The sequence below is a fragment of the Streptomyces sp. NPDC005181 genome (assembly GCF_040608395.1).
GTDB lineage: Bacteria > Actinomycetota > Actinomycetes > Streptomycetales > Streptomycetaceae > Streptomyces.
In genome coordinates, this window is sequence record NZ_JBEXID010000025.1 from 56,750 (window position 1) to 81,190 (window position 24,441).

Here is a 24,441-nt window from a genome sequence, read left to right on the forward strand (position 1 = left end):
ACGGTGGCCGAGGCACTAGCCATCAAACCAGCTTAAGCGGCGTCCCTGACACCGACTTGACGCCACGGGCCGACGGGTCGCGCACCGGCCGCCGGGCTCCTGCAAGGGGTGTACCGGCCGACTAGTGGCCCTCTCGCTGGTAGAACGGCCGGATCCTGGCCCGCATCCAGTCGGCGACCGGATCCTGTGCCACGTCGAGCAGGACCAGGTTGACCGGCCAGGGCACCTCGACCCGGCCGAGTGCGCGCCCCAGGGCGTCCATCGGGGCGTTGCGTCCGGCGCCGTCCCAGGTCGAGAACTCGACACCTATGAAGAGGACGGGGTCGCCGCCCTCGATGCTGGCCAGCGTGCGGCGGGCGCTGCGCACGACACCGCTCTCCTCGAATTCGCCGGCCGCGGCGGCGAGGAAGTCGACTGGCTCCTCCTGCCAGTCCGGCTCGTACAACCGGACACGTCCACCGGTGGCCGGCCCGTCCAGCGAGGTGCGGCCGGCGCGGCAGAGCTCGGCGACGGCGGGCGGCGGCAACGGCATGCCGACGGCGCCGCCCGGGTTCACCGCGATGCCGAGCTGCGGGGGCAGTCCGCGGGCGAATTCGCGGGCAGGCGCCACGGTGAAGGACATATGGGTGCCGACGCAGCTCAGGAACTGCTGTTCGGAGCTGAAGACGGGGACGTACGCCGCGCCCTCGATCTCCACCGTCGGCAGGTCGAGCGACGGGGCATCGGGACCGCCGCCGTTGGGGAGCGGCACCCAGAGGTGGCTGCGGCCGAGCACTTCGACGAGCCGGCCGCCCGCTTCCGGGCTGCCGAGCGAGGCCCCGAGTACCTCTTCGAGCTCATTGGCCGGCCATCCGCCCTGCGGATGGGTCTGGACCGGTGCCGGAATGTCCACTGCTTCCCCTTCTCACCCCATGGCTTGCCGCAGAACAGTAACTCCGGCGCGCCCCTCCGCGCCGACGGGCGGCCGTGCTGGAGGCTGCCCGGCCGTGGTCCGCCGGACAGCCCTCAGCGGCGGTGGTCGGTGAACGTGATCCGGGCCAGCATCCCGGCCGCCTCCCGGTCCAGCAGCACCGCCGAGCAGCAGCCGGGCGGCAGGGCGCCGGCCTCGGTGTCCCGCAGCAGCCTGCCGACGGCCCTGCGGTGCCGGGCGAAGGCGTAACCGGAGACTCCGCGTCCGCGCTCGCGCTGACCCTCCCTCGCCACCTGCGGGGTGACGTCCAGCAGCACGAGGTGCAGGACACGGCCGCGGCGTCGCGCGTCCCGGGCCAGCCAGCCCCGTACCCACGCCTGGGTGCCGCAGTCGTGGACCACGACCGAGTCACCGGAGCGCAGCGCCCGCCAGAGCCCCCAGTAGTGGGCGACGCGGACCAGCGGGCGGTAGAGGGCGTACGGGAGTAAGCGGGGCACTCGCTGCGCCCAGCGGTCCCGGGTGTCCTGGGAGTCGATGGCCCGTACGGTCACCGCTCGCCGGATGAGCGTCGATTTGCCGCTGCCGGGCAGCCCGGAGACCACCACCACATCGCCCGCGGCGAAGTGCAGGCCGCCCGGGCTGCGCCCGGCGCGCTCGCGCAGATCGCGCACGACGGGTGCGTGCGTGCCGAAGCTTTCCCGGACAGGTGTGTCCGGCTGCGCGGGCATCGCGCCGTGCGCGACCCCCGCGGTCGTCGCGTACCGCTGCAACGTCATCGCCCTCCCCCTGTCGGTCGCTCACGCCTGCCCACGAAGTGTAAAGAAAAGGCAATGCGAGACAACCGTCCCACCCTTCGTTTCCCTCACGGGGTACCGACGCCCCACTCTTCCGTAATGCGTGCGATGATGACCCCGCCAACTGCATAAAGGCCGCTTGAATCCGCGCGGGAGAGTTCCGGCCACTGCCTGTGCCGGGCGCCGAAGGAGCAAGATCCTCCCTTGAATCTCTCAGGCCCCGTACCGCGTGGATGAGGCAGATCTGAAAAGCGAGTCGCCCCGGCGGCTCCACCCAAGGTGCAAGCCGAACCCGTCAGGGTCTCTCGGCGAACCTCTCAGGTTCCGATGACAGATGGGGAGGGATCGTCCTCGTCGTCATGCCCTGGGAGCCACACCTATGAGCAACGCCCCCCGTCTCACCGCCCTCGACGCCCTGCACCGCTCGCTGGGCGCGACCATGACCGACTTCGCGGGCTGGGACATGCCGCTGCGGTATGCCAGTGAGCGCGACGAGCACAATGCGGTGCGTACGAAGGCCGGCCTCTTCGACCTTTCGCACATGGGCGAGATCACCGTCACCGGCCCGCAGGCAGCGGCGTTCCTGAACTTCGCGCTGGTCGGCAACATCGGCACCGTCGCCGTCGGCCGCGCCCGCTACACGATGATCTGCGCCGAGGACGGCGGAATCCTGGACGACCTGATCGTCTACCGCCTCGGCGAGACCGAGTACATGGTCGTGGCCAACGCCGGGAACGCCCAGATCGTGCTGGACGCGCTGACCGCCCGCGCCGACGGGTTCGACGCCGCAGTGCGCGACGACCGCGACGCCTACGCGCTGATCGCCGTCCAGGGCCCCGAGTCCCCCGCCATTCTGGCCTCGGTCACCGACGCCGACCTGGACGGTCTGAAGTACTACGCGGGCCTGCCCGGAACCGTCGCCGGTGTGCCCGCACTGATCGCCCGTACCGGCTACACCGGCGAGGACGGCTTCGAGCTGTTCGTCGCCCCCGAGCACGCCGAGCAGCTCTGGCAGGCCCTCACCGCAGCGGGCGCCCCGCACGGCCTGATCCCGTGCGGCCTGTCCTGCCGTGACACGCTGCGCCTGGAGGCGGGCATGCCGCTGTACGGGCACGAGCTGACCACCGAGCTGACGCCGTTCGACGCCGGCCTGGGCCGGGTCGTGAAGTTCGAGAAGGAGGGCGACTTCGTCGGCCGCAAGGCGCTGGAGGCCGCCGCCGAGCGCGCCGAGACCGCCCCGCCGCGCAAACTGGTCGGCCTGGTCGCCGAGGGCCGCCGGGTGCCGCGCGCCGGTTTCTCCGTCGTCACCGAGGGGCAGATCATCGGCCAGGTCACCTCCGGCGCCCCGTCCCCGACCCTCGGCAAGCCGATCGCCATCGCGTATGTGGACGCCGCGCACGCCGCGCCCGGGACCGCGGGTGTCGGAGTGGACATCCGCGGCAGCCACGAGCCCTACGAGGTCGTGGCCCTGCCGTTCTACAAGCGCCAGAAGTGACGTAGTCGCGTCTCACCCCGTAAGACCACCGTTCATCAGCACTCCCCCGCGTACAGGAGAATTCAGGTCATGAGCAACCCTCAGCAGCTGCGTTACAGCAAGGAGCACGAGTGGCTGTCGGCCGTCGAGGACGGTGTGGCCACAGTCGGTATCACCGAGTTCGCGGCCAACGCGCTCGGTGACGTCGTCTACGCCCAGCTCCCCGAGGTCGGTGACACGGTGACCGCGGGCGAGACCTGCGGTGAGCTGGAGTCGACCAAGTCCGTCAGCGACCTGTACTCGCCGGTGACCGGCGAGGTCACCGCCTCCAACCAGGACGTCGTGGACGACCCGGCGCTGGTGAACTCCGCTCCCTTCGAGAGCGGCTGGCTGTTCAAGGTACGCATCGCGGAAGAGCCGAAGGACCTGCTCTCCGCGGACGAGTACTCCGAGTTCTCCGGCAACTAAAGACTCCAAGGGACCACCTGATGTCGCTTCTCAACTCCTCCCTCCACGAGCTGGACCCGGATGTCGCCGCCGCCGTCGACGCCGAGCTCCACCGTCAGCAGTCCACCCTCGAAATGATCGCCTCGGAGAACTTCGCTCCGGTCGCGGTCATGGAGGCCCAGGGCTCCGTCCTCACCAACAAGTACGCCGAGGGCTACCCGGGCCGCCGCTACTACGGCGGCTGCGAGCACGTCGACGTGGTCGAGCAGATCGCCATCGACCGGATCAAGGCGCTGTTCGGCGCCGAGGCCGCGAACGTCCAGCCGCACTCGGGTGCGCAGGCCAACGCCGCCGCGATGTTCGCGCTGCTGAAGCCGGGCGACACGATCATGGGTCTGAACCTGGCCCACGGCGGTCACCTGACCCACGGCATGAAGATCAACTTCTCCGGCAAGCTCTACAACGTGGTCCCGTACCACGTGGACGACACCGGTGTCGTGGACATGGCCGAGGTCGAGCGTCTGGCCAAGGAGTCCAAGCCGAAGCTGATCGTCGCCGGCTGGTCCGCGTACCCCCGCCAGCTGGACTTCGCCGCCTTCCGCCGCATCGCGGACGAGGTCGGCGCGTACCTGATGGTCGACATGGCGCACTTCGCGGGCCTGGTGGCCGCGGGTCTGCACCCCAACCCGGTGCCGCACGCCCATGTCGTCACGACCACCACGCACAAGACCCTCGGTGGTCCGCGCGGTGGCGTCATCCTGTCGACGCAGGAGCTCGCCAAGAAGATCAACTCTGCCGTCTTCCCCGGCCAGCAGGGTGGTCCGCTGGAGCACGTGATCGCGGCCAAGGCGGTCTCGTTCAAGGTTGCGGCGACCGAGGAGTTCAAGGAGCGCCAGCGGCGCACCCTGGACGGCGCCCGCATCCTCGCCGACCGTCTGGTGCAGCCGGACGTCACCGAGGTCGGCGTGTCCGTCCTCTCCGGCGGTACGGACGTCCACCTGGTCCTCGTCGACCTGCGCAACTCCGAGCTGGACGGCCAGCAGGCCGAGGACCGGCTCCACGAGCTCGGCATCACGGTCAACCGCAACGCCATCCCGAACGACCCGCGGCCGCCGATGGTCACCTCGGGTCTGCGGATCGGTACGCCGGCCCTGGCCACCCGCGGCTTCCAGACCGAGGACTTCACCGAGGTCGCCGAGATCATCGCGTCGGCCCTGAAGCCCTCGTACGACGCCGACGACCTCAAGGCCCGCGTCATCGCGCTGGCCGAGAAGTTCCCGCTGTACCCCGGCCTGAAGTAGTCCGGGAAGCGGTTCTGTACGTTTGAGGCGGGGCACCGCGCACACTGGACAGTGAGCGCGGTGCCCCATCCCTTGTCCCGCTGCCCTTCGGACCGACCGGTCCGTACCGCACCACCCGGCAGACAACGACGTCTACCAACCCCTGAGGAGTCACCCGTGGCCATCTCGGTCTTCGACCTGTTCTCGATCGGCATCGGTCCGTCCAGCTCCCATACGGTCGGCCCGATGCGCGCGGCCCGTATGTTCGCGCGCCGCCTGAAGAACGAGGGCCTGCTCGCCCACACCGCCTCGATACGCGCCGAGCTGTTCGGCTCGCTCGGTGCCACCGGACACGGCCACGGCACGCCCAAGGCCGTCCTGCTCGGCCTGGAGGGCGAGTCCCCCCGTACCGTCGACGTCGAGTCCGCCGACGACCGGGTGGCCGAGATCCGCGCCTCCGGGCGGCTCAACCTCCTCGGCATGCACGAGATCGACTTCGACGCCGACGAGCAGCTGGTCCTGCACCGCCGCAAGGCACTGCCGTACCACGCCAACGGCATGACGATCTTCGCGTACGACCACGAGGGCGCCCCGCTCCTGGAGAAGACGTACTACTCCGTCGGCGGCGGCTTCGTCGTGGACGAGGACGCGGTCGGCGAGGACCGGATCGTTCTCGACGACACCGTCCTCAAGCACCCCTTCCGCACCGGCGACGAACTGCTGCGGCTCGCGAAGGACACCGGGCTGTCGATCTCCTCGCTGATGCTGGAGAACGAGCGCGCCTGGCGCACCGAGGACGAGATCCGCTCCGGTCTGCTCGACATCTGGCGCGTCATGCAGGCGTGCGTGTCGCGCGGCATGTCCCGCGAAGGCATCCTGCCCGGCGGCCTCAAGGTCCGCCGCCGCGCCGCGAACACCGCACGCCAGCTGCGGGCCGAGGGCGACCCGCAGGCCCACGCGATGGAATGGATCACCCTCTACGCGATGGCGGTCAACGAGGAGAACGCCGCGGGCGGTCGCGTCGTCACCGCTCCGACCAACGGCGCCGCGGGCATCATCCCGGCCGTGCTGCACTACTACATGAACTTCGCGGCAGGCGGCGCCACCGAGACCGAGAAGGAGGACAGCGTCGTCCGCTTCCTCCTCGCCGCAGGCGCCATCGGCATGCTGTTCAAGGAGAACGCCTCGATCTCCGGCGCCGAGGTCGGCTGCCAGGGCGAGGTCGGCTCCGCCTGCTCGATGGCCGCGGGCGCCCTGGCCGAGGTCCTCGGCGGCTCCGCCGAACAGGTCGAGAACGCCGCCGAGATCGGCATGGAACACAACCTCGGCCTGACCTGCGACCCGGTCGGCGGCCTCGTCCAGATCCCGTGCATCGAGCGCAACGGCATGGCGGCGGTCAAGGCCGTCACCGCGGCAAGGATGGCACTGCGCGGCGACGGCCACCACAAGGTCTCCCTCGACAAGGTCATCAAGACCATGAAGGAGACCGGCGCGGACATGAGCGTGAAGTACAAGGAGACGGCGCGGGGTGGCCTCGCGGTGAACATCATCGAGTGCTGAGGGGGAAGGCGTCTGTCCACCGGCTGCGCGACCGCGGCGCCGACCTGGTCGTGATCGGGAACCCGCGGTCGACGCCGCCTCCGCCGGCTTCGTAGTGCCGACCTCGGGGGTACCCGAGGAGATCCAGCCAATCCTGCAGATCCTGCCACTGCAGCTGTCGGCCTCCGAGATCACCACCGCGCGCGGCCAGGACCCGGATGCCCCGCGTGCCCTGGCGAAGGTCACCGAGACCCGCTGAGTCCCCGGGGCCGGCTCCGGCCGATCAGCGCTTGGCACAGCACCAGGCACACCGGCGGGTCCGGAATCAGGGAAATCTGATCGTCGGCCTCCGCGAGCGCTGCGGCCAGCTCCGCCTCTCGCGGCCGTCCAGGGCTGATTCGGCTTTGTGGCATGCCAGCGGTCCGCAGACCACTCTCGACGTGCGCGCACCGGGAGCGGACCGCGCCGAAACGGATCACACGCGGCCGTGTGTGATCCGCCTGGTTCGCGGCGTGGCCGCGCCCATGCCCGCGAACCGCCCACGCGCGCGGGCCCATGGACCGCCGCGCTCAGACCACGATCTTGCGCGGGTTGAAGTTGCCACCCGGGTCTACAGCGTCGAAGAGGCCCGACATGACCGCGACGCCCTGCGGCGAGATGTCCTCCTCCAGCCACGGCGCGTGCTCCAGGCCCACCCCGTGGTGGTGCGAGATCGTGCCGCCGGCGTCGACGAACGCCTGCTGGATCGCGTGCTTGACCGTGTCGTACTCGCGGAGCGGGTCGTCACCGAACACGAAGGCGAAAGTGAAGTAGAGACAGGCGCCAGAGTGGTACGAGTGCGACATGTGCGACATCGTCCAGCCCTTGCGGCCGATCTTCTCGTAGGCGCGGTCGGCCGCCTCGTAGACCGCCGCATGGATGCCACGCAGCTTCGACCACGGACCGGCGGTCTCGCTCACGTCGCCGGCGGCACCGCAGTCGAGCAGGAAGTCGCGGATATACGGCGTATCGAACTTCTTCTGGTCGTAGAGCGCACCGGGTCCCTTGCCGACGCCGATGCCGTGATGCTTGCGCACGATCCGGTCGGTGATCGACTTCTGCCGCTTCGCGTGCGCGTCACCGCCCTCGAAGCCGATGAAGGAGAGGCACATTTCGTCGAGGTTCCAGCCACGCCTCTTGAGATACGCCATGAGGCCGGCCTGTGCCTTCTTCTGGATGCCCTTCGACTCCTTGCTCGTCGCCATCGAGAAGCGCGTCTCGTGCGCGTCCGAGATACGGGTGACCGAGGGCGAGACGTCGCTCTCGGCGATCTCCTGCATCGCGGCGAGGCCGTGGTCGAGGTTCTTGAAGAAGTAGGCGTAGATGCCACGCCTCTCGGGGAGCCGGTGCACCTGCACCGTGACCTCGGTGATGACGCCGAGCCGCCCCTCCGAGCCCACCACCATCTCCCGCACGCTCGGCCCGGTCGACGCGCTCGGAACGGCACGGATCACGAGGACCCCGCCGGTCCGCACGACACGCAGTCCCTTGACGATGTCCGCGATGTCGCCGTACTTGTCCGACTGCATGCCGGACGAGCGCGTGGCGACCCACCCGCCGAGCGTCGAGTGGGTGAACGAGTCGGGGAAGTGCCCCATCGTCCAGCCATCCTGGTTGAGCTGAGTCTCCAGGTCGGGGCCCAGCACCCCGGCCTGGATGCGCGCCAGGCCGGATTCGGCGTCGATCTCCAGCACCCGGCGCAGGCGGCCGAGGTCGAGTGAGACGACCACCCGCGACTCGTCCGCGTGCGGCTCCAGGCTGCCCGCGATATTGCTGCCGCCCCCGAAGGGGATGATCACGGCGTCCGCCTCGACGGCCGCGTCGACGACCCTTTGCACCTCTGCCTCGTCGGCCGGGTAGACGACCACATCGGGGGTGCGCGCGATCTCGCCGGCTCGGATGCGGACCAGGTCACGCAGGCTCTTGCCGTACGTGTGGACGACCCGTGACATGTCGTCGACGATGGCGTTCTCGGCTCCGACGATACCGCTCAGGACCGTGACGAACTCCTCCGGTGCCGTTGAGGCCGGCACCTTCAGCTCCGAGAAGTCGGGCCGTTCGGTGCGCTCGCCCGCCCAGAGATCGAGACCGACGACCTTCTGTACGAACGGCGCGAAACCGGGCTTGTCCTCGTGATGGAAGCCGACGCCTTCCACGCCCCAGCCCCACCACTTCATGTGTTTCACATCACCCGTGCGAATTGCGTCGGTGCGGCAGGTGGGTTCGGTCACGGACGGTCTCCTTCAGGTATGAGGACGTGAGGTGCGGTGGCATTCGTGCCGAGGATGCGGTCGGAGTTCTCCTCGGCCAGGGTGACAATCGCCGAGCGGATGCGTTCGGTGAAGTCGCTCACCAACTCTCCGGGAAAGGCAGTGAGCGGTTCGCCGAAGACAACCCCGACTGGCAGGCGGCCCGGTTTGGGCCAATTCGATCCGCGAGGATGCGCCGCATGCGCGCCGATGACCGCGACGGGGAGCACCGGCAACTGGGCCGACGAGGCGAGCGCCGCCGCCCCCGGCTTGAACGCCCCGAGCGATCCGTCGCGCGAGCGGGTGCCCTCGGGAAAGATCAGGAGCGGCACTCCCCGGTTCAGCAGAGCCTTGGCGCTCACTCTGCGCGCGTTCACTCCGGTGCGGTCGACCGGGAAGGCGTTGAAGAAGAGAGCCGTGAGGCCGCGCCGCCGCCACACGTCGAAGAAGTAGTCGGCGGCGGCTCCCACCGCGAGGTAGCGCGCCAATCGGCGGGGCAGCGCGCCCATGATGAGTGGCGTGTCGAGGTGCGAAGCGTGATTGGCGACGACGACATACGCGTCCTCGACGTTCTCCAAGCGCTCGCGCCCAAGTACCGTGACGCTGGTCACGCTCCAGACGATAGGCTTCAGCAGCCCCCGTTGCGCGACGAAACGCGCCGCAGCGTGAGAGCGTGAGGTGAAACGGTCGCGCATCGTCGCGGGCATCCGCTTCCTTCCCGTGCGGGCTCGCCCGCACTGATTCTTTTCAGTGAGTACGACTGTCGTTGCGGCTGGACGAGATCCGTCGCGAGATCCATCGCACCGTGCGGCGCGGAAGATGACGCGTGAACCAGATGAGCAACCGGTACCGGAAGCTCGGCATGGAGATCACCCGTCCGCGCCGCACGTCGCGCAGGCTCGTCTCGACGAGTCGCTCGGCGTCGAGCCAGAGGAAGTTCGGAATGCTCGACGACCGGATTCCGGCCCGCACGTGGAATTCCGTGCGAACCCAGCCCGGACAAAGTGCCGTAACGGTGACGCCCGTTCCATGCAGCTCGTTCGCCAGTCCCTCTGTGAGCGAGGTCACGAAGGCCTTGACGGCCGAATAGCTCCCCATCGTGACGAACCCAGCCGTGCTCGACACATTGACGATTGCACCGTGCCCGCGTTCGCGCATGGCCCGCCCAGCGGCGCCGGCGAGCACCAGCACCACGCGCCCCATGACCTCGATCGCCCGGTCGTGCGGAGCGGTGTCGGTCGAGGTTATCGGTGCGTGCACGCCGAAACCGGCGTTGTTCACGAGCATGTCCACCGGACGGGCGGGGTCCTCCAGCCGGGCGGCGACACGCTCGACGTTGGCGCGATCGGACAGGTCGGCGGGCAGCAACTCGACGGCACGGCCCCGGGATTCGAGCTCGACCGCCATCCGGCCGAGCCGCTCCCTGTCGCGCGCCACCAGGACAAGGTCCCATCCACGGTCTGCCAGAGCGCGCGCGAACGCTGCTCCGATACCCGACGTAGCACCGGTGACAAGTGCGACTCCCGTACGGCTCAGCATAGTTTCATATGGCATCTGCTCGACATCCGAACTTCCCCGCTCGTAGCTATTACATGGGGTGGCGAGCGGGTCCACGCCGTCGAGCCCGACACCGGCCTTCCGAGCCACCTGGTTAACAACCTGCTTCTGCATGGGAACTTGAAGATCCGAGAGAGCTTCCGAGTTCGATGCCCGACGAGCCAACCCAGGTGAATTGCTACGGTCGCGCAGCAGCCGATGGCTGACTCCTCGCGCATGACACACCTTTCATTTCTCGGCTCATTACCGTTAGACCGGGCACGCATCGATCCTGTGACATGAGCTTCCGCACATGCTCATGCGGACTCAGGAATCGCCCTATGACCACAGGCCCTCATCGCGCGCTGTGCCGTCGTGGGTTGTCCCGCCGAAAGTGCGCAGTTCTCCGATGGGACAAGGCCGCGCGGCTGAGCGATGCCCAGCAAGGCCCGGCGCACGCTGCCTGCACTGACACGCCGAGACGCTGCTCCGATACCGCAGGATCTCTCGTTCTTCCCAGCAGGGGCCGGTAAATGCAGGGCTCGCGTTGCGGCGGTCGGCGCCGTTGCCAAGGGTGTCGAACCCGGCAGCCGACTGGATCCACCTGCGCTGTATCCGGCAACGCCCCGGTTGCAGGCCGGCCCTCGTGATCGCGGCACCGCCCCGCCGATCAGTGTGAAAGGCCTCGACACAGACAGCAGGCCGGCCGTCATGATCGGTCGGTCTGCTCTGAATCATCCCTTCAGCCGCACCATCCGCCTCCATGCGGAACTGGGCCACGTGTCACACATGCGCCGGTTGTCCGGTCATACGTGACAGCCCTCGACAGCTTTTCGCACGTTCCGGGGCCTCTGCAGAGTTACCCCCGCTCCCGCCCCAGAAAGCCCGTGCATGAACACAAACGACGAGGCGACGTCCGCGCCGCCCGAGACAGCGGGCTTCGACGTGCGTGAGTTCGCCCGTACGGCACACGGCAGCCACCGCGGAACGCTCGACCTTGGGTCGCTCGCCGAAGAGCCGCTCGACGCCGAATCCGTCCGGCTCGTTCGCGCGCTGCGCGACATGGAACGTGCGACGCTGCACCGCGTGCGCGACCTCCTCGTCACGGCGACGCACAAGGACGCCCGGGTCACCGCCTTCCTCACCACGTGGATGTTCGAGAGATTCTGGATCGCCGACGCCCTCGACGCCGTCCTGGATGCTTCTCCCGCCGCCCGCGACCTCCCTTCGAGCGCCGGTCCGGCACGGTGGGTACTGGCGGAGCGCCGCGAACGCCGTGGCCCGATCCGTCGCTCCCTCATCGCCAGCATCACCGGTACGCAGATCGTCGCCGAACACATGACGACGGGCCTCGTGGACGAATGGATCACGCAGGCGGCCTACCGGCGTCTGGCCGGCGCGTCCTCCGCCATGGCGTCGATCATCAACCCCGTGGTGGAGATCAAGCATCGCCACATCCGCTTCCTCGCTGAGGAGGCGGAGCGGCGACTCCGGCGCTCGGCCCGCGCCCAGCGCATCACCCGTCGCGCCCTCCGGCACGCCGCCTGGCCGCTCGGCTCGGTCGATCGCTCCAAGCACGAGCGCACCTTCTTCGAACGCCATGTCTTCGGCGACCAGAGCGGACGGGCCGAGGCGGGCCGTATCCGCGCGATGGTCGCCGCGCTCCCCGGCATCTGTCCCGGTGTCGCATCCACCGTGGAATCGAGGCTCCTTCCGTGATAACGCACAGCGCGAAGACCGAACTCGGCAACGCGCATGTCCTGCTGACCGGCGGGACCGGCTTCGTCGGGCAGGCCGTGCTTGAGCGGCTGCTCGCCGATCACCCCGCCACCCACATCTCGCTCCTCGTGCGCGGGAAGGGCAACCAGACCGGGCAGGACCGGCTCCGGCAGCTTCTGCGCAAACCCGTATTCGAGCGCTGGCGGGACGCTGTGGGCGCCGAAGAGGCCGAGCGCATCGTCCGTGAGCGGATCACAGTGCTCGACGGCAGCATGACCAGCATTCCTGAGCTGCCCTCCCACCTTGACGTCGTCATCCACTCGGCGTCGACCGTCTCGTTCGACCCGCCCATCCACGAGGCGTTCGACACGAACGTCAACGGCGCCGTAAGCCTCTACGAGGCTCTGCTCGCCTCCGGATCGGACCCGCACGTCGTCCACGTGTCGACCTGTTACGTCGGGGGACTCCGTCGCGGTGTGGTGCCCGAGGCCAAGCTCGAGCACGACGTCGACTGGCGCACCGAGTGGGCCTTGGCGACGCAGGCCCACGAGCGCACCGAGCTCACCTCGCGGGAGCCGGCGAAGCTCGAGCGGTTCATGTCCCGCGCCCGCGGTAACCACGGCAAGGAGGGCCCGATCGCGGCGGCCCGCGCGAGCGAGAACGCGCGGCGCGAGTGGGTGCGTTCCCACCTCGTCGCCGCCGGCCGGCGTCGCGCGCAGAGCCTGGGGTGGACCGACGTCTACACGCTGACGAAGGCACTCGCCGAACGTGCCGCGGAAGACCTCTGGGGCGAGGCCGGACACCGGCTCTCGGTGGTCCGGCCCGCGATCATCGAGAGCGCCCTCCAACATCCGTTCCCCGGCTGGATCGACGGCTTCAAGGTCGCCGATCCGCTGATCTACGCCTACGGCCGCGGCCAGCTGCCGGACTTCCCGGGACTGCCCGACTCGATCCTCGATGTCATCCCCGTCGACTTCGTCGTCAACGCCATCCTCGCCGCGGCGGCCAACCCGACCCCTGTCGACGAGCCGAAGTACTTCCAGATCGCCTCGGGCGCGTCGAATCCGCTGCCTTTCCACCGCATGCACGAGAACGTACGCGACTACTACACGCAGCACCCGCTGCCCAAGGACGACGGCTTCGTCAAGGTACCGACCTGGAAGTTCGCGGGCGAGCGCAAGTTCAACCGACGTCTTCTGCTGGCGAAGAAAAAGGCCGACCTGTGGGACGCCGCTCTGCGGCTGATGCCGAACGACGAGCGTAAGCGCGCTCTCGCAACCGAGAACGCCAAGCTGCGCGCCGGCATCGCCACCCTCAGCAACTTCACCGACCTCTACCGCGCGTATGCGCAGACCGAGATCATCTTCGACGACCGCAACACCCGCGCGCTGAACAACGCCCTTCCGGCCGAGGTGCGCGAGGACCGTGGCTTCGATGTGGAGCGGATCGACTGGGAGGAGTACCTGCAGAAGGTGCACCTCCCCGCCATGAGCGAGCTGACAGCGGCCTACCGTCGCGGGAAGGCCACGGCCGTCCGGCCGGCGAACGCCCGCCCGAAACGCGAACTGCAGCAGCGTACCGACGTACTCGCCGTCTTCGACCTCGAACGGACCGTCGTCGACTCCAACATCGTCGAGCAGTACCTCTGGGTGCGCACCTCAGGCTTCCGCAAGGCGGCCTGGCCGAAGGAGGTAGCGGACCTGCTCGCCTCACTGCCCGGCTACCTCCGCGCCGAGAAGCGTGACCGCGGCGAGTTCATCCGTGCGATCCTGCGCCGCTACCGCGGCATGCCCATCGCCCGTCTCGAGGAGGTCGTGCGGCGCGGCTACGCCGACACGATGCTGCGGCACACGAGCGCGGACGCCCTGGCGCGCATCCGCGAGCACCGTGCGGCGGGTCACCGCACCGTCCTGGTCACCGGCTCCATCGGCCTTCTCGCCGCTCCGCTCGCCGACCTGTTCGACGAGGTCGTCGGGAGCTCCATGCACGTGAAGGACGGTGTGCTCACCGGCTACCTCGCGAAGCCGCCGCTCGTCGACGAGGCGAGGGCCGCGTGGCTTCGGCGGTACGCCGAGGAGGGCGGCTACGACCTCGCGGCCTCCTACGGCTACGGGGACAGCCACTCCGACCTGTCGTGGCTGTCGCTGCTGGGCAAGCCCTCGGCGATCAACCCCGACGCCGAACTGACGCGCGAGTCGCACAAGAGGAACTGGAACATCCACCGCTGGAAGAGCGGCGGTTCGGGTGTGCGCCGCGACGTCATCACGGCACGGGCGACGATTCCGACGCGCACCGACGAGAAGAGTGACTGATGGCTTTCGACATAGACAAGTACACGCAGAACTCCACCGGCGTGCAGTGGGCCGACCTCGACTTCGACGAGTTCGAGCGCAACCCGCTGCCCGAGCAGACGCTGCGCACGCTGCGCTACATGTGTGACATCGAATACCACACGGTCTGCTACATGCGTGATCTGCTGACGACCCCGTCTCACAACGAGCCCGCGGTGGGCGCTTTCATGACGATGTGGAACCGCGAGGAGTTCTGGCACGGCGAAGCGCTCGCGGCCGTGCTCGAGCGCCACGGCATCCGGGTCGACTTCGACGAGCTCAAGGCGACACGCCTGAAGCTCGGCTGGAAGGACCGCTTGGGGACGGTGAAGCAGACGGCGATGAGCCGGCTCGTCGGAAATGACTTCGTCGCCGTGCACATGACGTGGGGCGCGGCGAACGAGTGGTCGGCGACCGCGGCGTACCACCGGCTTGCCGCGCTGGAGAGCCACCCGGTGCTGGTACCGCTGCTGAGGCGGATCGCGCAGCAGGAGACGAAGCACGTCGCGTTCTACGCATCGCAGGCGCGTGACCGGCTCGCGGCGAGCAAGAAGGCCCGCATGTTCGCCCGGTTCGCGCTCGAAAAGGCCTGGGGCCCGGTCGGCTCGGGCGTCATGTCCGAGAGCGAGGTCACGCACGTCATGACCCACCTCTTCGCGGGCTCCGAGGGCCGCAGACTCATCCGCGACATCGACTCGCACATCGCGAAGCTGCCGGGCATGGACGGGCTGCGCATAGTCGAGGACTCCATGGACAAGCGCGGCATCGCTGCCTAATGCCGTTGTCGAAGCGGCTTTAGTCACTGAGGGCGTGACTTGGTACCACCGTCGGTCACGGACCAGGGCCCACAGGACGGTGACGCGTCGGCGGGCGAGCGCGAGCACGGCCTGGACGTGCTTCTTCCCTTCGGCGCGTTTACGGTCGTAGAACCTCCGCGAGTTCGGGTCGTAGCGGACGCTGACCAGTGCGGAGGTGTTGGGGGGAGCCAGGAGTTGAGGCGGCGGGGCTGGAGCACGGCTCCGGTCAGCTGGGCGAGACCAGTCCCGTCTCGTACGCGAAGACCACCTCGTGGATCCGGTCGCGCAGCTGCAACTTGGCCAGAAGGTTGCGCACATGGGTCTTCACGGTGTGCTCGCTGACCACGAGGGCGGTGTCTCCGCGTTGGACATGCCCTGCGCGATGCAGCGCAGGGTCTCCTCCTCGCGTGCGGCCAGCTGTTGCAACAGAGAGCGGGGTCCCTTGTCACAGCCGCCCGCGTCCCCCGCCGCCGCCAACGTCGCAGCCGGGTCCACCGCAACGCCGGGCCGCGCGGGACTGGCGTACTCGGCGATCAGCCGTCGTGTGATCGAGGGGGCCAGCAGGGCGTCTCCGGCCATGACGACGCGGACCCCGTGCACGAGGTCGTCCCGCCGCACATCCTTGAGCAGGAAGCCACTGACCCCGACCTCGAGTGCGGCGTGCACATACTCGTCCAGGTCGAACGTGGTCAGCATGAGGACCTTGCAGTCGCTCTCCGTCTCATCCATGCATTGCGGAACGTGCGTCTGTCCAGCCAGGTGCGCCCCGCGCACGCCCTCTGCCCGGGTGACGGTGCACATCATCTTTCCGCGCCTGTCGTTGATCTCAGATGTAGGTCAACTTCGGGGACCGTCCCGTGGTTCCCCGGCCGACTCGTATGGAGAATCATCATGAACTCCAGGATCCTCACCGTCGCCGCTGCACTGACCGTCGCCGGTCTCATCGGGGCCGGATCCGCCGCGGCGGCGCCCGGAACGGTCTCGGGCGACGGCGGCAACCGCATCGGAACGCTGCGGGCCAACGGCGACGCGCACGTGAAGGGCGGCAGCCTCAGTGCCGCCTGGGTCCACCAGGCGGACAACGTCACCGAGCTCGCCCTGTCCTGATCCCTGGTCCTCGTCCGGGCACGGTGTCGCCCGGACGAGGGCACTCCGCCCGCCCGGCCGTGACGGCCGGCTCCTTAACGAACCGGCCGGATCTCCTACCTCGGCCAACCGGGTCCCCCGACTCAACAGTTCACCAACTGCTCATAAGTGAGCGGGTGTTCATGGCGATCAAGCAGTTTCGGTCACAAACTGCTTCCATCCACCGCGCTGTCACGGTTCACTGGATGTGACGAGTGGTGACGCGATCGCTGTCCGCATGCGGTCCGCCGCCGTGGTAAACCGGCCCGGCTCCGATGCCCCGGCCCCGGCGGAGGAAAGAGGACAGCGATGAGCTCTCCCGGAATCGATCGCCTGCGCGCCTGCACTGATTCGTGAAAGCGACTCATTCCCATTCCCTGTTCGCAACGTTCAGACGAGGGGCACCATGAGCAAAATCACGCTTCCAGAATTCCATATGCCGTTCGAGAGCACGGGCTGCAATCCAGGCATTCAGGCAACCAAACGAGCCGCCTGGGAGTGGGCGGCCGACAACGATCTCACCCTGTCTCCGGTGGCTCGGAAGAAAATACTCCGGACGCGCCCGGAGCTCTGGATATCCCTGATATTCCCGGCGGCCTCGCAGGAGCACCTCGATCTCTTCTGCCAGTGGCTTTTCTGGGCGTTCCTGGTGGACGACGAGTTCGACGACGGCCCGGCCGGCCGCGACCCGCACGTGTGCGAGGAGGCCATCGCCCGGCTGGTGGACGTGCTCGACGGAACCAGCGCGCCGAACGGCCCCATGGAGCACGGGCTCGACGGTCTGATGCTGCGGACCTGCGAGGGACGGTCGCCGCGCTGGGTCCGGCAGTTCCGCCGGGACACGGTCGCCTGGCTGTGGACGTACTACGCGGAGGCCGTCGACCGGGTCGCGGGCCATGTACCGAGCACCGCCGACTTCGTGAAGCACCGCCGTGATTCCGTGGCCATGCAACCGTTCCTCGACCTGCACGAGATCACTGCCGGAATAGATCTCCCGGAATCCTCCCGATCCCTTCCCGCGTATATCGCACTGCGCAATGCAGTGGCCGATCACTCAGGGATCTGCAATGACATCTGCTCGTTCGAGAAGGAAGCCATGCTCGGTTACGAGCACAATACGGTCCGGCTCATTCAACGGGACCGCGGCGGCACACTCCAGGAGGCCGTCGACGAGGCCGGGATTTGGCTGGCGAGGATCGCCGACCGGGTGCAGCGAGCGGAAAAGGAACTCGTCGAAGAGATAGAGGCCGCACGCATCGACGGTCCGGCGCGCGACGCGCTTGAGCGCTGCGTCCAGGACTACCGCGGGCTCGTCCGCGGAGACTTCGACTACCACGCACGGGCGGAGCGGTACACCCGCCCCGACCTGATGGAAATCGACGAACAACGCTCCCTGTCCCGGAACTTCGCCGCCTGACCGGCCCGGACCGGGGCGCCGGTTGCGTCGGCGGCAGTGCGCGCAGGCCCGGCGGTGCCGGGCCCGGTCTCGCCCGACTCGGCTGAGCGGTCGGTGAGTTCGGCAATGCGGCCGATCCGGCTGCCCGAGGATTCAGCGACTGCTGCGGGCCGGACAGGTCCAGGCGCTGCCCGCCCGGTCACCCGCCTGGCGGACGTGTGCGGTCCGGAACCCCGAGGGGGTGCTGAGTGGTTACGGGTCCGGCGGCCCCCGGCCGACCACGGCCGGGGGTCCTCCCGGCGATCAGCCCTTGTTCTGGGCAGCCCAGAACTCGTCGAAGGTGAGCAGACCGTCACCGTTCGCGTCGTGGGAGTTGATGACGGCCTGGGCCACCGTCTCGGTGACGTAGGGGTCACCCAGCTGAGCCATCACACTCTTGTACTCGGCGGCCGATATCAGCCCGTCGCCGTTCAGGTCGTACCGCTCGAATGCCTTGCGCGCCGACTCGATGTCCGCCACTGTTCCGCCCCTTCATCATGCCTAACTGACGGGGGCCAGATTAACGGGCGCGACAGGCACCGATCGCGGCGGCCGGTCGTCCATCATGGGTGCGGTGTCCGCGGACGGCGGGCGGGGCCCTGGACCGGAGAGTGGGACGCTTCATGAAGGACGCACTGGCTCAGGCCATGGCAGCTGCCGCGCACGGGCGGTTCCCCCCGCCGGACGGGGGCACGACGGTGGTGGCACAGCCGAACGCACGGGACGCCGGGGTGCTGGCCTTCACCGCGCACTCGGTGGTGTTCACCGACGAGGATCCGTCATGGGTACGGGCCACGCTGGCCGCCACCCCCGGTGATCCGCTCGCCGCGACGATGAACCCGTACTTCCTGGGCGCGCTGCTGGCCCGTACCGGACGGCACATGAACACCATCGATCTGCTGACGGTCGCGGGCGCACTGCCGGGCGATCCGGACATCGGGCTCCGGGAGATCGAGGACCCGGAACATCCGCGGGTGGCACGGGCGATGAAGTACCGCGACGAGGTGCGGGTCTGGGCCGCCGGCGGCGGTGTGCTGATTCTCGGCCGTGGGGTCGCCGGACGCTGGGAGGCAGCGGTCGAGGTGGCCGAGGAGGCACGCGGCCGACGGCTCGGGGAGCAGCTGGCGCGAGCGGCCCGGCAGTTGGTGCCGGACGCGGTGGTGTGGGCGCAGCAGTCACCGGGGAACGCCCGCAGCGTGCGGACGTTCCAGGCGGCGGGCTACCGGCCGGTCGGCTCGGAGGCCCTGCTGATCGCGGGCTGACCCGCGGACCCTCGGCGGACGGGGGAGAGAGACGCCGGGGTGGCCGGGCGATCAGCGGAAGACTCCCGTGTGGCCGAGCGAGTAGCGCCCCGGCTGCGGGTAGACGGCGAGTCCATGGGGTCCGCTGCCCACCGGGATGCGGGCGAGCTGCTTGCCGGTGGCCGTGTCGATCGCGTACACCTCGGCGTTGTATCGCCCCGACAGCCAGAGAACCTTGCCGTCCGCCGAGACGCCGCCCATGTCGGGGCTGCCGCCGTTCGGCAGGTGCCACTTCTTCGTCAGCTTGTTCTTTGCGAAGTCGAAGACGGAGATGGACCCTTCACCACGGTTGGTGATGTACATCTTCCTGGAGTCGCGGCTGACGTACAGGCCGTGGGCGCCCTTGCCGGTGGGCAGCAGCTTCGGCCGGGTGAACTTCTGCCCGTCCAGCACCCAGATGCCGTTCGCGATCATGTCCGCGATGTAGAACGTCCCGCCGTCCGGCGACAGCTTCACGTCCTGCGGCATCGCCCCCTTGAGCGGCAGCTTCTGCTGGCCGACGACTTTCATTTTCGCCGTGTCGACCTTGAGGAGTTCGCCGGAGAACTCGCAGGAGACGATGAAGTACCGGCCGTCCGTGGAGAAGTCGGCGTGGTTGACGCCCGCGCAGTCGACCGGGACGGTCCTGGCCTTCTTCATGGTGTGCGCGTCGCGGAAGACCAGCTGCCGGTCCATCGAGGCCATCACGATGGCGTACCTGCCGTTCGGCGTGAAATAGAGGTTGTACGGGTCGGAGACCGCGACCGTCCTGCCCGCCTTCCCGGTGGCCGGATCGATGGCTGTGAGGCTGTCGCCGAGGTCGTTGTTGACCCAGAGAGTCCTCAGGTCCCAGGACGGGACGACATGCTGCGGCTGGTGGCCGACCGGGATGGTCTCGATGACCTTGTATGTCTTCGGGTCGATCACCGACACGGTGTTGGATTTGGTGTTGGGTACGTACACCCGCGCCGGGAAGTTCTTGACGACCGGTGACATCATTCCGGCCCGGTCGGCCGCGTACACGTCCTTGGGATCGAGCACCGGCGGCATCCCGGCGAGGCCGGGCGGGGTGGCACGCTTCGGGGTGGCGTTGTTCGCGACGACGGGCGGCGTGGCGGCCTCGGTGCCGGCGGCCTCGGCCTTCCCCTTCTCGGCGGGGCTGCCACAGCCCACGAGCACGGCAATGAGGACGGCCCCGAGCAGGGCCGCGGTGCGCTTGGCGGAGGGAAGCATCAGGTCAGCAGCTCCGTAGTCGTCACCGCACGCAGTTGTCGGCGGTCGATCTCGGTGAGGAGGACAGGCAGTGCGGCAACCGTGTCCGCGTACCCGAAGTGCAGGCTCACCACCGACCCGTTGCGGATCTCCCCGGCAACCTTGCGGGTGACGGCCGCGGCGCCGGGGGAGGTGAAGTCGAGGGAGTCCACGTCGTACGAGAGGACGTGCGGGTAGCCCGCCCTGCGCGCGAGGCGCTGGACGAGCGGGGTGGCGTACCGGCTGCGCGAGGGGCGGAACCACGTGCCGATGGAGCCGGTGAGCCGGCGCAGCCGCTGAGCGCAGCCGGTGATCTCCGCGTACGCCGCCGCCTCGCCCATCGCCGAGATGTCGACATGGCTCTGGGTGTGATTGCCGAGGTCATGACCCCCGTCGAGGATCCGGCGGGCCATCTCGGGGTGCTCGTCGAGCCAGCTGCCGACGGCGAGGACGGTGATCCGCGCGTGGGCACGTTCCGCCTCGGCAAGCACGGTCCGGGCGATGGCCGGGTCGCCCTGGCCATGGAAGGTCAGGGCGACCCGGGGGCGGTTGCGGGGGCCGTGATCGATCTGGACCGGCTGCCCGGGAAAGCGGTGCGGGGCGGGCGCGAGGTGCGGGACCGGGGGCCGTGCGCTCGCGTCACTCCTGCCGGTGGCCTGCGCGGGGGCGTCCGTGGACGTGCCGGCAGAGGTCTTCGCGGAGGCGCCGACGGCGCCACGCCCTTCCGTACATCCGGCCGCGAGGGCGCCGGCCAGGGCTGCCCCTGCACTCGCCCGCAGTGCGCTGCGGCGGTGCACCGATGTCTCGGAGGCGTTCATGAGCAGAACAGTAGGGGTGCAATGTCGAGAAGATGAAAATTGACCCTATTCACAACGATCCCAGGGGGTCCGCAGCATGTCGTCGATCACCCGAGCGCTCGATGAATCACCCGCAGAACCACATATTCATTCATGCATTGCCAGGCCAGTGACCCATCACACCTACGATTCTCCGATGAAATGTCCCGATATGACTCGACCTAAGCCATTAGCGCTTTTGGCTCCACCGTCACCCGTCTGCCATAGTCGGTTCCACGACCCCCATTGACCCGGGCCAGGTCGACTTACGCGGCCGTGAACACACCCCCATTTCACGGTCCCCACACAGAAGCCCCCGAGGCGCCGCACCACGGCAGACCGGGGGCTTCTGTGCGTCATGGGGGGGGAGGCGGGGCCCGGGAGGCAGCGGAAGCCGGACCGGCTCAGCGGTCGGAGATCCGCATCTCGAACCAGGTGGTCTTACCGCGCGGCAAGAGGTCCACGCCCCAGCGGTCGGAGAGCTTGTCGACGAGGAAGAGGCCGCGGCCGCTGATGTCCATCTCCTGGACCGGCATGAGACACGGCAGCCCGCGCGAGGGGTCGCGCACCTCGATCCTGATCCAGCCGCGACGGCGCAGCATCCGGAGTCCGAAGACGCGGGCACCGGTGTGCCGTACCGCATTGCCGACGAGCTCCGAGACGAGCAGAACGGCATGCTCGGCCGTCTGCGGGGAAAGCGCCCACTGACGCAGCACCACGCACGAGGTAAGACGGCGAGCGGTCGCCGCGGACTCCGGACGGGACGGCAGCCGGACCTCACCCTCCGTCGGATTTCCGAACAACTCCAGCGCCTTGAACGCCTGTTCGTCCTCGACAGTCGGCATCCAGCGTGCCGCAGTCGCGCCGCTGCGCTGTCGCGGCTGTTCCACACCCTCCAGGCCCGCCATGCACACCATCATGGCCGCACAGCGGGCGCTCCGGGGCCGTTCCGCGGGAATCCCCACCCCGGAGGGAGGCATTCCGTGGCAGTCGGTAGGCATATGCCAGTGGCAGAATGCACCTCTCGACACCCGCTCCGACCTGCACATATGTGCCGCCCACACAGGGCTGCACCGATCGCCGGAGCGCTGAACCTTAAGGTTGCCTTAAGGTTCAGCTAATCCGCCCGCACGGATGAACACACGGCCGTCTGTGCCCAACTGGCTTTCGGTCAGAGGAACTTGGCCTTGCCCGGACCCTCTTCGACAAAGCTCCGCATGCCGCGCTCGCGGTCCTCCGTGGCAAACAGACCGGCGAACCAGTTCCGCTCGATCGTGAGCCCGGTGTCGATGTCGGTCTCCAGCCCCGCGTCGATGGACTCCTTCGCCGCGCGCAGTGCCAGGGCAGGCCCCTTGGCCAGCCGCGCGGCCCAGGCGTGCGCCTGCTCGTACACCTCGGCCGCCGGCACCACCCGGTCCACCAGACCCATCGTCAGGGCCTCTTCGGCCTTCACGTGGCGGCCGGTGAAGATCAGGTCCTTGGCCTTGGACGGGCCGACCAGCCGGGCCAGCCGCTGGGTGCCGCCCGCGCCGGGGATCAGGCCGAGCAGGATCTCGGGCTGACCCAGCTTGGCGTTGTCGGCGGCGATCCGGAAGTCGGCACAGAGCGCCAGTTCGCAGCCGCCGCCGAGCGCATAGCCGGTGACTGCGGCGACGACCGGCTTGGGGATCCGGGCCACCGCGGTGAAGGAGTCCTGCAGCGCCCTGGACCGTACGACCATCGCCGTGTGGTCCATCGCCTGCATCTCCTTGATGTCCGCGCCCGCCGCGAACACCTTCTCGCCGCCGTAGAGGACGACGGCGCGCACATCGTCGCGCCGGGTCGCCTCCTCGGCCAGTTCACGCAGCCGGTCCTGGGTGGCGACGTCCAGGGCGTTCATGGGCGGGCGGTCCAGCCGGATCGTGCCGACGCCGTCGCTTGCTTCGAGGGTTACGGTCATGGGAGGCAGGTTAACCGGCGCTAACGACAGCGGGCCCGGTGCTGTTGGTCACAGCACCGGGCCCGCTGTCGTGTCGTACGTCGCGATCTACTTGGTCCACTCCGCCCAGGACATGTTCCAGCCGTTGAGGCCGTTGTCCGGCTGGATCGTCTTGTCCTGGGAGTTCTTCACGACCACGACGTCGCCGATCATCGAGTGGTCGAAGAACCAGGCCGCCGGGGTCTTCTTGCTCCAGCCACCGCGTACGTCCTGCAGACCGACGCAGCCGTGGCTGGTGTTGGTCGAGCCGAACACGCCGGACCCGCCCCAGTAGTTGCCGTGGATGAACGTGCCCGACGTGGACAGGCGCATCGCGTTCGGCACGTCCTTGATGTCGTACTCGCCGCCGAAGCCGACGGTGTCACCGTTCATCCGGGTCACCTTGAGCTTCTCGCTGATGACCATCTGTCCGTTGTACGTGGTGGTCGCCGGGGCGCCCGCGGAGATCGGGATGTTCCTGAGCTCCTTGCCGTCGCGGACGACCTTCATGCGGTGCGTGCTCGCGTCGACAGTGCTGACCTGGCGGCGGCCGATGGTGAACGAGATCGCCTTGGCCTGCTTGCCGTAGACCCCCGGGCGTCCCTCGACCCCGTCGAGATTGAGCTTCACAGTCACCTTGGTGCCCGCCGCCCAGTAGTTCTCGGGGCGGAAGTCGAGACGGTCGTTGCCGAACCAGTGGCCCTCGACGGGGACGGACGGCTCCGCCGTCACCTCGATGGCCTTCTCCACGGCGTCCGGGTCGGTGATGCCGCGAGTGAAGTGGATCGAGACCGGCATGCCGACGCCCACCGTGGAGCCGTCCTCCGGCGTGTACTGCCCGATGAAGGTGTTCTTCGGGACCAGTGTGGTGAAGGTGGTGTCCTTCGCCGACTGACGGCCCTTGGAGTCCTTGGCGACCGCGTGGACGCTGTACTTCGTCGCCGCGGCCAGGTGCTGCTCGGGCTCCCAGCTCGTGCCGTCCGCCGCGATCTCGCCCTCGACCTCGACGCCCTTGGGGTCGGCGACCTTGACCGTGGTCAGCTTGCCCTGATCGGCGGAGATCTTCAGCGCCCCGCTGGTGGCGACGGAGTCGGCGCCGTCCTTCGGTGCGACGGTCACCACCGCCTGCGAGGCGGTCGTGTCCTCGCTCTTGCCCCCACCGGTGTTCTTGCCCTTGCTCCCGGCGTCGGTGTCTCCCCCGCCGCATGCCGTCACCAGCAGCAGCGCTCCCAGTACCAGAGCCAGCAGTCCGGTGGTCCCCCGACCACGTCGCCTGCCGTTCGCCCCGACCGATGCCCCCGATATCGGCTGCCCGTTCAATGTGGTCGTCTCCCCTCACACGGCCTGGCCCCGCCAAGGCCCAGGGAGCCCGCAGGCTCCCACCCCCGCGCGCTGCTCATGCGCGCTCAGCGTTAGATAACCACACCGACCGTAGGGACTTCC

Annotated in this window: 21 protein-coding genes, 3 pseudogenes and 1 riboswitch; of the genes and pseudogenes, 11 read left to right on the plus strand and 13 right to left on the minus strand. The window is 68.7% G+C overall.

The features are described 5' to 3' along the window. Positions 1-121: 121 nt before the first annotated feature. Together ABZV38_RS18375 and ABZV38_RS18380 are read right to left on the minus strand one after the other, a co-directional pair. Entirely contained in the window at positions 122-892 is a 771-nt protein-coding gene (locus ABZV38_RS18375; protein WP_356328186.1) for an enhanced serine sensitivity protein SseB, read from the minus strand. Between the two features lie 113 nt (positions 893-1,005). Beyond that, entirely contained in the window at positions 1,006-1,686 is a 681-nt protein-coding gene (locus tag ABZV38_RS18380; protein ID WP_356328188.1) for an AAA family ATPase, read from the minus strand. A 158-nt stretch (positions 1,687-1,844) separates the two neighbouring features. Then, positions 1,845-1,942, plus strand: a riboswitch (glycine riboswitch). Positions 1,943-2,083: 141 nt separating this feature from the next. On the opposite strand from ABZV38_RS18380, the gene gcvT reads away from it, so the two are divergent. The 5 genes and pseudogenes from gcvT to ABZV38_RS18405 all read left to right on the plus strand — a co-directional run. Next, entirely contained in the window at positions 2,084-3,199 is a 1,116-nt protein-coding gene (gene gcvT, locus ABZV38_RS18385) for a glycine cleavage system aminomethyltransferase GcvT (RefSeq protein ID WP_356328190.1), read from the plus strand. Between the two features lie 69 nt (positions 3,200-3,268). Then, positions 3,269-3,646: a glycine cleavage system protein GcvH gene (gene gcvH, locus ABZV38_RS18390; RefSeq protein WP_356328191.1), complete on the plus strand. Its 378-nt coding sequence runs from the start codon at positions 3,269-3,271 to the stop codon at positions 3,644-3,646. Positions 3,647-3,666: 20 nt separating this feature from the next. After that, on the plus strand, positions 3,667-4,926 hold the full coding sequence (glyA, locus tag ABZV38_RS18395; protein ID WP_356328193.1) for a serine hydroxymethyltransferase: 1,260 nt from the start codon (positions 3,667-3,669) through the stop codon (positions 4,924-4,926). A 156-nt stretch (positions 4,927-5,082) separates the two neighbouring features. Next, positions 5,083-6,465 (plus strand): L-serine ammonia-lyase, encoded by a 1,383-nt coding sequence (locus ABZV38_RS18400; RefSeq protein ID WP_356328195.1) that lies wholly within the window; start codon positions 5,083-5,085, stop codon positions 6,463-6,465. 14 nt (positions 6,466-6,479) lie between these two features. Then, positions 6,480-6,703, plus strand: a pseudogene (locus ABZV38_RS18405) (glucosamine-6-phosphate deaminase); the annotation flags it as partial. A gap of 310 nt (positions 6,704-7,013) precedes the next feature. On the opposite strand, the gene ABZV38_RS18410 reads toward ABZV38_RS18405, so the two are convergent. From ABZV38_RS18410 to ABZV38_RS18420, 3 genes are read right to left on the minus strand one after another with little or no spacing between them, the layout of a single operon-like run. After that, complete coding sequence (locus tag ABZV38_RS18410; RefSeq protein WP_356328197.1) at positions 7,014-8,714, minus strand: FAD-binding oxidoreductase; 1,701 nt, start codon at positions 8,712-8,714, stop codon at positions 7,014-7,016. Continuing rightward, a complete protein-coding gene (locus ABZV38_RS18415; RefSeq protein ID WP_356328199.1) occupies positions 8,711-9,439 on the minus strand; it encodes a lysophospholipid acyltransferase family protein in 729 nt (242 codons plus the stop codon). The genes ABZV38_RS18410 and ABZV38_RS18415 overlap by 4 nt, the downstream gene beginning before the upstream one ends. Before the next feature lie 40 nt (positions 9,440-9,479). Beyond that, positions 9,480-10,403 carry an SDR family oxidoreductase gene (locus ABZV38_RS18420; RefSeq protein WP_356328201.1) on the minus strand — a complete coding sequence of 308 codons (924 nt, stop codon included), beginning with the start codon at positions 10,401-10,403 and terminating at the stop codon, positions 9,480-9,482. A 756-nt stretch (positions 10,404-11,159) separates the two neighbouring features. Between ABZV38_RS18420 and ABZV38_RS18425 the strand changes: the two genes are divergently transcribed. The 3 genes from ABZV38_RS18425 to ABZV38_RS18435 are packed head-to-tail and all read left to right on the plus strand — an operon-like array spanning position 11,160 to position 15,093. Beyond that, positions 11,160-11,987, plus strand: coding sequence for a hypothetical protein (locus ABZV38_RS18425; protein WP_356328203.1), 828 nt, complete (start codon positions 11,160-11,162; stop codon positions 11,985-11,987). Beyond that, positions 11,984-14,299 carry an HAD-IB family phosphatase gene (locus tag ABZV38_RS18430; protein ID WP_356328204.1) on the plus strand — a complete coding sequence of 772 codons (2,316 nt, stop codon included), beginning with the start codon at positions 11,984-11,986 and terminating at the stop codon, positions 14,297-14,299. Before ABZV38_RS18425 ends, ABZV38_RS18430 begins: the two co-directional genes overlap by 4 nt. After that, positions 14,299-15,093, plus strand: a complete 795-nt coding sequence (locus ABZV38_RS18435) for a ferritin-like domain-containing protein (RefSeq protein WP_356328206.1) — start codon at positions 14,299-14,301, stop codon at positions 15,091-15,093. Before ABZV38_RS18430 ends, ABZV38_RS18435 begins: the two co-directional genes overlap by 1 nt. Positions 15,094-15,147: 54 nt before the next feature. On the opposite strand, the pseudogene ABZV38_RS18440 reads toward ABZV38_RS18435, so the two are convergent. Beyond that, positions 15,148-15,288: pseudogene (locus ABZV38_RS18440) on the minus strand (IS110 family transposase); the annotation flags it as partial. A 52-nt stretch (positions 15,289-15,340) separates the two neighbouring features. After that, a pseudogene (locus ABZV38_RS18445) lies at positions 15,341-15,828 on the minus strand (response regulator transcription factor); the annotation flags it as partial. Positions 15,829-16,005: 177 nt separating this feature from the next. Here ABZV38_RS18445 and ABZV38_RS18450 point away from each other — a divergent pair. Next, entirely contained in the window at positions 16,006-16,221 is a 216-nt protein-coding gene (locus tag ABZV38_RS18450) for a hypothetical protein (RefSeq protein ID WP_356328208.1), read from the plus strand. Positions 16,222-16,645: 424 nt separating this feature from the next. Continuing rightward, complete coding sequence (locus ABZV38_RS18455) at positions 16,646-17,656, plus strand: terpene synthase family protein (RefSeq protein WP_356328209.1); 1,011 nt, start codon at positions 16,646-16,648, stop codon at positions 17,654-17,656. A gap of 282 nt (positions 17,657-17,938) precedes the next feature. On the opposite strand, the gene ABZV38_RS18460 is transcribed toward ABZV38_RS18455, so the two are convergent. Next, positions 17,939-18,154, minus strand: coding sequence for an EF-hand domain-containing protein (locus ABZV38_RS18460; protein ID WP_356328211.1), 216 nt, complete (start codon positions 18,152-18,154; stop codon positions 17,939-17,941). Positions 18,155-18,297: 143 nt separating this feature from the next. Here ABZV38_RS18460 and ABZV38_RS18465 point away from each other — a divergent pair, with 143 nt between their 5' ends. Next, on the plus strand, positions 18,298-18,936 hold the full coding sequence (locus ABZV38_RS18465; protein ID WP_356328212.1) for a GNAT family N-acetyltransferase: 639 nt from the start codon (positions 18,298-18,300) through the stop codon (positions 18,934-18,936). A gap of 51 nt (positions 18,937-18,987) precedes the next feature. Here the strand turns inward: ABZV38_RS18465 and ABZV38_RS18470 are convergent, their stop codons facing one another. The 5 genes from ABZV38_RS18470 to ABZV38_RS18490 form a co-directional block, all read right to left on the minus strand. Beyond that, positions 18,988-20,187 (minus strand): YncE family protein, encoded by a 1,200-nt coding sequence (locus ABZV38_RS18470; RefSeq protein WP_356328214.1) that lies wholly within the window; start codon positions 20,185-20,187, stop codon positions 18,988-18,990. Then, a complete protein-coding gene (locus ABZV38_RS18475) occupies positions 20,187-21,023 on the minus strand; it encodes a polysaccharide deacetylase family protein (protein WP_356328216.1) in 837 nt (278 codons plus the stop codon). Before ABZV38_RS18475 ends, ABZV38_RS18470 begins: the two co-directional genes overlap by 1 nt. 422 nt (positions 21,024-21,445) lie before the next feature. Further along, entirely contained in the window at positions 21,446-21,961 is a 516-nt protein-coding gene (locus tag ABZV38_RS18480; RefSeq protein ID WP_356328217.1) for an ATP-binding protein, read from the minus strand. Between the two features lie 251 nt (positions 21,962-22,212). Beyond that, positions 22,213-22,980: an enoyl-CoA hydratase-related protein gene (locus ABZV38_RS18485; RefSeq protein ID WP_356328218.1), complete on the minus strand. Its 768-nt coding sequence runs from the start codon at positions 22,978-22,980 to the stop codon at positions 22,213-22,215. Between the two features lie 87 nt (positions 22,981-23,067). After that, on the minus strand, positions 23,068-24,318 hold the full coding sequence (locus ABZV38_RS18490) for an Ig-like domain-containing protein (protein WP_356328219.1): 1,251 nt from the start codon (positions 24,316-24,318) through the stop codon (positions 23,068-23,070). Positions 24,319-24,441: the final 123 nt, after the last annotated feature.